The organism is Streptococcus pluranimalium (assembly GCF_047785745.1).
Classification (GTDB): domain Bacteria; phylum Bacillota; class Bacilli; order Lactobacillales; family Streptococcaceae; genus Streptococcus; species Streptococcus pluranimalium_B.
This window is the reverse complement of sequence record NZ_JBLOJT010000079.1, coordinates 1-8,621: the sequence shown is the minus strand read 5'-3', so window position 1 is coordinate 8,621 and position 8,621 is coordinate 1. Positions and strand designations below refer to the sequence as shown.

At 39.5% G+C, this 8,621-nt stretch carries 6 protein-coding genes and 2 pseudogenes; 2 read left to right on the top strand and 6 right to left on the bottom strand.

Annotation, left to right across the window (positions count from 1 at the left end):
• Positions 1-453 precede the first annotated feature (453 nt).
• From ACMZ6U_RS07965 to ACMZ6U_RS07945, 5 genes and pseudogenes are all read right to left on the bottom strand, one after another.
• The gene (locus ACMZ6U_RS07965) at positions 454-774 is read right to left on the bottom strand and encodes a hypothetical protein (RefSeq protein WP_416107727.1); all 321 of its coding nucleotides are present in this window, start codon (positions 772-774) and stop codon (positions 454-456) included.
• Positions 775-776: 2 nt separating this feature from the next.
• A complete protein-coding gene (manA, locus tag ACMZ6U_RS07960; RefSeq protein WP_416107725.1) occupies positions 777-1,724 on the bottom strand; it encodes a mannose-6-phosphate isomerase, class I in 948 nt (315 codons plus the stop codon).
• A gap of 160 nt (positions 1,725-1,884) precedes the next feature.
• Positions 1,885-2,787: a fructokinase ScrK gene (gene scrK, locus ACMZ6U_RS07955; protein WP_416107723.1), complete on the bottom strand. Its 903-nt coding sequence runs from the start codon at positions 2,785-2,787 to the stop codon at positions 1,885-1,887.
• Positions 2,788-2,921: 134 nt separating this feature from the next.
• Positions 2,922-3,368 (bottom strand): annotated as a pseudogene (locus ACMZ6U_RS07950) (PTS sugar transporter subunit IIA); the annotation flags it as partial.
• 83 nt (positions 3,369-3,451) lie between these two features.
• Positions 3,452-4,844, bottom strand: a pseudogene (locus ACMZ6U_RS07945) (sucrose-specific PTS transporter subunit IIBC); the annotation flags it as partial.
• 308 nt (positions 4,845-5,152) lie between these two features.
• On the opposite strand from ACMZ6U_RS07945, the gene ACMZ6U_RS07940 reads away from it, so the two are divergent.
• Both ACMZ6U_RS07940 and ACMZ6U_RS07935 read left to right on the top strand, forming a co-directional pair.
• A complete protein-coding gene (locus ACMZ6U_RS07940) occupies positions 5,153-6,592 on the top strand; it encodes a sucrose-6-phosphate hydrolase (protein ID WP_416107722.1) in 1,440 nt (479 codons plus the stop codon).
• A 2-nt stretch (positions 6,593-6,594) separates the two neighbouring features.
• On the top strand, positions 6,595-7,560 hold the full coding sequence (locus tag ACMZ6U_RS07935) for a LacI family DNA-binding transcriptional regulator (RefSeq protein ID WP_416107720.1): 966 nt from the start codon (positions 6,595-6,597) through the stop codon (positions 7,558-7,560).
• Between the two features lie 601 nt (positions 7,561-8,161).
• Here the strand turns inward: ACMZ6U_RS07935 and ACMZ6U_RS07930 are convergent.
• The coding region (locus tag ACMZ6U_RS07930) for an IS982 family transposase (RefSeq protein ID WP_416107718.1) at positions 8,162-8,621 on the bottom strand (460 nt) is incomplete at its 5' end.

The following is an 8,621-nucleotide window of genomic DNA, read 5'->3' as shown; positions in this document are numbered from 1 at the left end:
CTCTCGAAATGTAATATTCTCCTACTAGAATCTCCTTGTCACACCATAGCATTTATCACCCATTCCCCTTTTTTGAACAGCCTTAATAAAGATTAGTAACTTTTCATTGTACTTACCATTAAATAACTCTTATACCCCTATAATCTTTTTCAAAACTCTCATATTAACTCCTACACTCCTTACCATCTTAACAAGAATGATATAACTTAAAAATTTGGGAGTCTCACCTCCTCCTACGAAATGATACCTAAATTTTATTTCCCTTATAATTGTAGTAACTTAGGACGTCACTTTTGTGCTCTCACAAAAAAACATCTGGAACATAACTACGTAACACAGAAAACTAGGTAGCACTAAAAGTATTGTAATCGCAAAAAGAGTTCAGCATTCACAACACAAATGCTAAACTCTCTTTTAGAATCTTTAAATGTTATCATTGCCATAAACTGCTTGTCATTCCTCTGGAAATACATCTTTAAAGCGAGACAAGATTTTCAGCATGCTTTCTTGAAAAAAGGAAAGATTTTCTTCTGTTGCGTATACCGTCATTATAGGATTTACCACAAAATCCGCAAAGTATCGATAGCCTATGTTATTACCTCGATAAGTAAATTTCAGCAATGGATGAGGTGCCTTATCTCCACAGGGGCCTGGCTCTGATATCTCTAAAGCATAAAGGTCTTCACCATAGGACTTTACCTGAAAATACTTTCCATCGTAAAAAATAGCTTCGGCTGGAAAATCTACCAACAACCTCTCAAGATAAGCGTTCATCTTCATTCTCCTACATGACTAACAATCATCTCCATTTTACCATCAAACTGCCAAGACTCTACTTGGTTAGGGATAATAAAATGATCTCCTTTACGAATGCAAAAAATCCCATTGTCAACAGTAATATGGCCTTCTCCTGCAATAACACTCACCAGTAGATAAGGAGCAACTTGTTGCATAGCAACAGATTGTGTCACTTTCCAATGATAGACTGTAAAAAAGGGATTAGCTACTAACAGTGTTGATGTAAGACCACCAACTGCAATCTTAGCAGGAGTGGTGTTTTGCGGTTGCCCAATAGTCATGACATCCACCGATTGCTTTAGATGAAGCTCTCGAAGATTGCCTTGGTCATCCTTTCGTTCAAAATCATAAACTCGATAGGTAGTATCACTAGACTGCTGCGTCTCTAGGATCATAATTCCCTTACCAATAGCATGCATGGTGCCGCTTGGTACATAATAAAAATCCCCCGCCTTAACAGGAATTCGTGACAGAAGATGTTCCCAATCACCTGAGCTAATCATCTGAGATAATTCTTCCTTGGAGCTAGCATTATGCCCATAAATAATCTCTGCACCTTCTTCAGCAGCCAGGATATACCAACACTCTGTTTTTCCTAATTCTCCTTCATGTATCATGGCGTAGTTGTCATCTGGATGAACTTGCACACTCAACCAATCATTAGCATCAAGAATCTTTGTTAACAATGGGAATACTGAGCTATCTGGATTTCCAAAAATATCAGGATGTTTTTGATAAAGCTCATCTAAACCCATCCCCTTAAATGGGCCATTTTTTATCCTAGATACACCGTTTGGGTGCGCAGAAATTGCCCAGCATTCACCCGTATGATTCGACGGAATCTCATAGCCATACTCTTGGGCAAGGCGACTACCTCCCCAGATTTTTTCTTGCATCACTGGCGTTAAAAATAAAGGCTTAGCCATGTCATTCCCCTTTCACTATTAGTTATTACTAGACATAAATCAGGGTCATTATACCCCTTTTTCAATAACGATTCAAGATAAAGTCAGAGGCTTTCATAAAATCTCTGCCCAAGCCTTACCATTGCCACATCAAAAAAATCTGGCCGAAACCAGATTTCATCTACAATACACTATAGCTAGTCTTACGATCTGCGACATCTTTCGCAAGTGCAAAATTACCTAAGGTTGCTGAACCATTTTCTGAAACAGCAGGTGTCACAATGTATTCAGATACATCAGGAACTGGTAGATAGCCGTTGAGCAAAACGGTGAATTTCTCACGAACACGACGCAACATATGATCTTGAGCCATAACGCCACCACCAAAAACAATGACTTGTGGACGATAAAGAACCGTCGCTTGAACAGCAGCCTGCGCAATGTAATAAGCTTGAATATCCCAAACTTCTGAGTTTTGTTCAATCAATTCACCACGAATACCTGTACGCGCTTCGAGTGATGGGCCTGCAGCCAATCCTTCCAAACAGCCGTTATGGAAGGGACAAGTACCTTGAAACTCATTAGCATAGTCGCGTGGATGACGTGGTACATAGACATGCCCTGCTTCCGTATGACCGACACCGCCAACAAATTCGCCACGTTGGATCGCACCAGCTCCAATACCAGTACCAATAGTGTAGTAAACCAAGCTATCAACACCTTTACGGACCATAGCTTCACCATAGGCTGAACTATTGACATCTGTCGTAAAGTAGAAAGGTACTTTAAATTCTTTAAAAATCAGTCCAACCAAATCAACATTCGACCAATGCTCTTTAGGTGTTGTTGTAATGTAGCCATAAGTATCTGAATTGAGATCAATATCAATCGGTCCAAAAGAGCCGATAGCAACACCTTGCAAATCGTCTTCATAACGTTTGAAGAATTCTACTGTACGCTCAATGGTTTCATAAGGTGTCGTCGTCGGAAATTGTGTTTTCTCGACAACTTGGAAATTCTCATCACCGATAGCACACACAAACTTCGTACCACCAGCTTCTAAGCTTCCATATAATTTAGGCATAATATCTCCTTTTATCACTCATTTTTTAATGTCATTAAAAGCGAATCTGCTATTTCTAACAAGATACGCCTTAATATCCCCAAACAAGAAAATACCCTAATCTAGGACTAGAGTATCTTCTCAAAGCTTTAGGATTATTTGATAGCAACTAGGTTGTCTCCCTCAGCAACTGTTCCTGATGCTACTGGGTTAACTTCAGCGTAATCGGCTGTATTTGTCACAATAATCATTGTTGTGCTGTCAAGACCTGCTGCCGCAATATCGTCAAGATTGAATGTCCCAAGAACATCGCCCTTCTTAACTGTTTGGTTAGCTTTAACTTTTTGGTCAAACCCTTTACCATCCATTGAAACAGTGTCAATACCGATGTGGATAAGAATTTCTGCACCATCATTAGATTTAATCCCGTAAGCATGACCAGTTTCAAAAGCGATTTGAATGGTACCATCTACTGGAGAGTAAACTGTATTATCAGTTGGCTTGATGGCAATCCCTTTACCCATCGCTTCTGACGCAAAGACAGGATCATTAACAGAAGTCAATGCGACAACCTCACCATTAAGTGGTGATACAATCATTTCTTCCTTAGCAACAGCTGGAGCCGCAGATACTTCTGGTTGTGTCTTGATGTTTTCAGACGGTGCTGTCTTTGAAGTTGCAGTTTGAGCAACAGGCTCTTCATCTTTATAACCAAAGAAATAAGTTAGAACAAAAGCAAGAGCTGTCGTTGCAAGCACCATGATGATGTATTTCAATACTTGACCGTTGAGGTAAAGAAGAGTACCCGGAATGATAGTGATACCAAAGCCAGTACCAGCAAGTTTAAAGATTGATGCTAACCAACCACCAGCTGCACCTGCGATAAGACCCATAATAAATGGTTTACCAAAACGTAAGTTAACACCAAAGATAGCAGGTTCAGTAATCCCAAGACCAGCTGAAAGTGCTGCAGGGAAAGCAAGAGCTTTCAATTTTTTATTTTTCGTTTTTACACCAACAGCCAGTGTCGCACCAGCTTGTGCTGTCATGGCTGCTGTAATCAGTGCATTAAAGGCATCTTTACCATCTGCTGCGATCAACTGTGCCTCAAGTAGATTAAAGATATGGTGCACACCAGTCACAACGACAACTTGATGCAAGCCACCAATAATCAAACCAGAGAGTCCAAACGGCAAGGCTAATAAGAATTCTGTTGCTGCAAGGACGTATTCTTCAACCACGTGGAAGACTGGTCCAATCACAAAAAGTGCCAAGATTGACATTATCGTAAATGTCAATAATGGTACGACAAGAAGATCTAAAACATCAGGAATGATCTTGTGAAGTTTTTTCTCCAATTTAGCCCCTAAAAGACCCACAAAAAAGGCTGGAAGAACTGAGTTTTGGTAACCAACAACTGGAATAAAACCAAAGAATGTCATTGGCTCAGCATCACCAGAAGCAACTGCCCAAGCATTTGGAAGTGCTGAGTTAACCATCATCAGACCCAAGACCAAACCGATAACTGGATTACCACCAAACACACGGAAGGCTGACCATGAAATCAAGGCTGGGAAGAAAGCAAAGGCTGTATCTGTTAAAACAACTGTATAAGTGTAGAAGTTTGTTGATGAGAAGGCTTCTGAAGTTGTTCCAAACATACCCAAGATAGTATCGTTATTGATAGCACCACGGATACCCATGAACAGACCAGTCGCTACAATCGCTGGAAGCAATGGTACAAAGACATCACCAAACGTACGGATGGCACGTTGGAAAGCATTACCTTGTTTGGCAGCTTCTTCTTTTTGCTCACCGGTAGATGATGTTGGAAGACCTAAAGCAACAACTTCATCATAGATTTTATTAACAGTACCTGTACCAAAAATGATTTGGTATTGGCCCGAGTTAAAGAAAGCTCCTTGTACTTTCTCAATTTCTTCTGTTTTGGCTTTGTCGATTTTTGACTCATCGTTAACCATCACACGAAGACGTGTTGCACAGTGGGCTACACTTTTAACGTTATCGCGACCACCAAGGGCAACGATGACTTCTTCTGCAATTTGCTTGTTATCCATCTGCAAAAAGACTCCTTTTTTATAATTTTCTATTAAGTTTAGTGAAAGCGTTTCACATCACACTATCATTCTAGCACGTTTTTAAAATATGTCAAGCGTTTTGCAGAAAATGTTATTTTTAGCAGTAAAACGTTGATTTTTAATGCGAAAACGTTTACTATATAATTGACATAATATGACAGTCAAAACAAATCGTTTTAACTGTCTATGACTAATAAATAAAGAAAGAAAGGATGTGTTCCGTTCGACAACCGTCAACCGAACACAGAGCTACTAGTACCACTGCTTAGCTCTTATATATCTTACTTATGAATTTACCTACAGAAATACGCTATCGTCGTTATGAAGATTGGACAGAAAATGAAAAACATAAGATTATTGAAAACAAAGCCAAGTCTCCATGGCTTGCCAGCTACCACTTAGAACCTAAAACTGGGCTTCTGAATGATCCAAATGGTTTTTCTTACTTCAATGGCAAGTTCCAGCTCTTCTATCAAAACTGGCCATTTGGTGCTGCCCATGGTTTAAAACAATGGGTTCATACAGAGTCCAGTGATCTTGTCCATTTTAAAGAAACTGGAATCACTTTAGAACCTGATCACGCTCATGATAGCCATGGTGCCTATTCAGGTTCTGCTTATGAGATCGATGGCAAACTCTTCCTTTTCTATACTGGTAATGTCCGTGATGAGGATTGGGTTCGTGATCCTCTACAAGTCGGGGCCTGGATGGATAAAGAGGGGCATATCAAAAAATTCGAAAAAGTCCTGATTCAACAACCTCAAGATGTCACAGAACACTTCCGAGACCCTCAAATCTTTGACTACCAAGGTCAATTTTATGCTATTGTCGGTGCTCAAAACCTTGATAAAAAAGGCTTCATCAAATTATATAAAGCTACCAACAACGATGTTACTAACTGGGAGTTTGTTGGCAATCTCGAATTCGGCGGTACTGGTTCAGAATACATGATTGAGTGTCCAAACCTTGTCTTTGTTGATAACAAGCCAGTCCTTTTATACAGCCCTCAAGGTTTAGACAAATCTGAACTTGACTATGACAACATCTATCCCAATACTTATAAAATCTGTCAATCGTTTGACACAGAAAACACTGAACTTGTAGGTGCCTCTCCAATTTATAATCTCGACTATGGATTTGAAGCCTATGCCACGCAAGGGTTCAACGCCCCTGACGGAAAAGTTTACATCATCAGCTGGATTGGATTACCAGACATAGACTATCCGACTGATCAATACGATTATCAGGGAGCTATGAGCTTAGTTAAGGAATTAACCATCAAAGATGGCAAGCTTTACCAATACCCTGTGCCTGCCATGAAAAAGTTGCGTTCCGAAACACATACCTTAACAGATCTTAATAGCACCAATAATACTTATGAATTGGAAGCGACTGTGCCTTCCGATTCTAAGACTGAACTTATCCTCTTCGCAGACCAAGAATATAACGGACTAAAAATCACCATTGACACTAAAGAAGGACAATTGCTTGTCGATCGTTCCTCTGCTGGTCAACAATACGCTATTGACTTCGGTCGCACACGACAATGTCATATCGACCCATCTGAAACGAAACTCAATATTTTTGTAGATAAATCAATCTTTGAGATTTTTGTTAATGATGGTGAAAAAGTCTTTACTGGTCGTGTCTTCCCAAATCAAGACCAAACTGGTATTCACATTCAGGAAGGACAAATTAGCGGAAGCTACTTTGAATTAGGCGTTTAATTATGGTTGCAAAACTCACAGACGTTGCGCAGTTAGCCGGCGTTAGCCCAACGACAGTGTCTCGTGTGATTAATAAAAAAGGTTATCTTTCTCAGAAAACCATCGACAATGTCCATCAAGCCATGCGAGAACTAGGCTATAAACCAAATAATCTAGCCCGTAGTTTACAGGGGAAATCGCCCCAATTAGTAGGTTTGATTTTCCCTAATATTTCCAATATCTTCTTTGCACAACTCATAGAGCATTTAGAAATCCAACTCTTTGAAAAGGGCTATAAAACAATCATTTGTAATAGCCAACACAATCCCGTCAAAGAAAAAGAATACTTGGAAATGCTAGCAGCTAATCAAGTTGATGGGATTATCTCATCGAGCCACAATCTCGGTATTGAGGACTATGAAAAAGTTGAAGCTCCAATCGTTGCTTTCGATCGCAATCTAGCTCCCCATATCCCTATTGTCTCTTCTGATAATTTTGAAGGTGGAAAATTAGCGGCACAACTGCTTAAAAAGGCAGGATGCAAACATCCCATCATGATTACAGGTAACGATAACTCTAATTCACCCACAGGATTACGCCAACTAGGCTTCACCTATGAACTTGGAAAAGAAACGCCTGTTTGTCGTATCCCACGTGAACTGTCTACTTTGAGAAGAGAAATGGAGATCCGCTCCATCATCGCTAAAGAAAAGCCAGATGGAATCTTTACTTCAGATGATTTAACAGCTATCCAAGTGATTAAGGTTGCCCAACAAATGGGGAAACAAATCCCTGAAAACTTAAAACTTGTTGGATATGATGGGACCGATTTTATCGAACAGTACTATCCACAGCTAACAACTATTAAGCAACCTATCGAAGATCTAGCCAGTCTCATTGTCGATGTTTTAATCAAAAAAATAGCTAAAGAAGAGACTAGCCGAGACTATGTTTTACCGATTAGTTACTCTGCTGGTAGAACGGTATAAAAACAGAGAAAGACAAAATCAATAATTCCGAGCGTTCGATGTTGTCCCCACCTCCGCAAAAGTCAATCTCGTAAAGAGAGTTTGAATCGGAAAATGAACTGAATTAAGGCTCACATCATATATACATCGCATATCTAGCCTATAAAAACTAATAAACTCAACGCAGATTGGAGAAAAGTCCAAAATGGACTTTTCTCCAATCTTTTTTCTTTGTAGCCAAAAAACTAGAAATAACAGCCTTTCTATAGTCAAATGAATTAAGTTTCAGACAAGGGACAGAAAAGACGCAGGACAGTACTTGATACTCTTCGAAAATCAAAAGCAAACCTTGTTGACTTGCTTTGACCAACACCAGTTCTATCATCATCGGAGGCAGCTAATCTGCTTTTGATTTTCAGTGAGTATGAGTAGGGCAAATCGAAAGTGATCATATATCAAGTTTAATTCAAAAGGCTATACATGAAAATTAACAAAACCAACACTATACTGCCAATCACGAAGACTAGTCTCTATCCCCCATCTACTAGCATAGAGCTTTTTAGACAGAAAGTTTACCGTTTTACTTTGTTTTTCTTATATTTACCTTAAAATACTCGTGGTGCTAGTTAATTTTAAAATATCTCAAATGATAAGCCAGTATGATTTGTTCGATCCTCAATTGTAGTCCCTTAATGCTTCTCGTTAACGTGTGATCAATATCAAATAGCGAACAAAGTTCAGAAAAGCGAGTTTCGATCGTTCTTCTCATGACAAGTAACTGCCAGTGATTATGCTGTTCTGCACCGACCATGTTTTGACGTAATGGTGTCCATAAGTGATAGCCTTTCTGTTCTAAGCTATCTTTTAGATCCTGACTGAGGTAACCTAAATCGGCAAGAACTACAGATTGCCTACAGCCTTCTAGGAGTTCATCAACGACTTTAATGTCGTGAACAGAGACTGGTATCACAACATAGTTGAGAATAAACACCGACAAAGTGACCAGCATATGGACTTTAAAACCATAGAACCAAAGGTTTTTAGCGGCATCATTGAAAATCTTGGCGCTATGATTGCGAATA

What these genes read in the sequence shown, in the direction of transcription:
- scrK (WP_416107723.1), bottom strand. Translation starts at nt 2,787, where the DNA reads ATGCCTAAATTATATGGAAGCTTAGAAGCTGGTGGTACGAAGTTTGTG.
- ACMZ6U_RS07965 (WP_416107727.1), bottom strand. Translation starts at nt 774, where the DNA reads ATGAACGCTTATCTTGAGAGGTTGTTGGTAGATTTTCCAGCCGAAGCT.
- ACMZ6U_RS07940 (WP_416107722.1), top strand. Translation starts at nt 5,153, where the DNA reads ATGAATTTACCTACAGAAATACGCTATCGTCGTTATGAAGATTGGACA.
- ACMZ6U_RS07935 (WP_416107720.1), top strand. Translation starts at nt 6,595, where the DNA reads ATGGTTGCAAAACTCACAGACGTTGCGCAGTTAGCCGGCGTTAGCCCA.
- manA (WP_416107725.1), bottom strand. Translation starts at nt 1,724, where the DNA reads ATGGCTAAGCCTTTATTTTTAACGCCAGTGATGCAAGAAAAAATCTGG.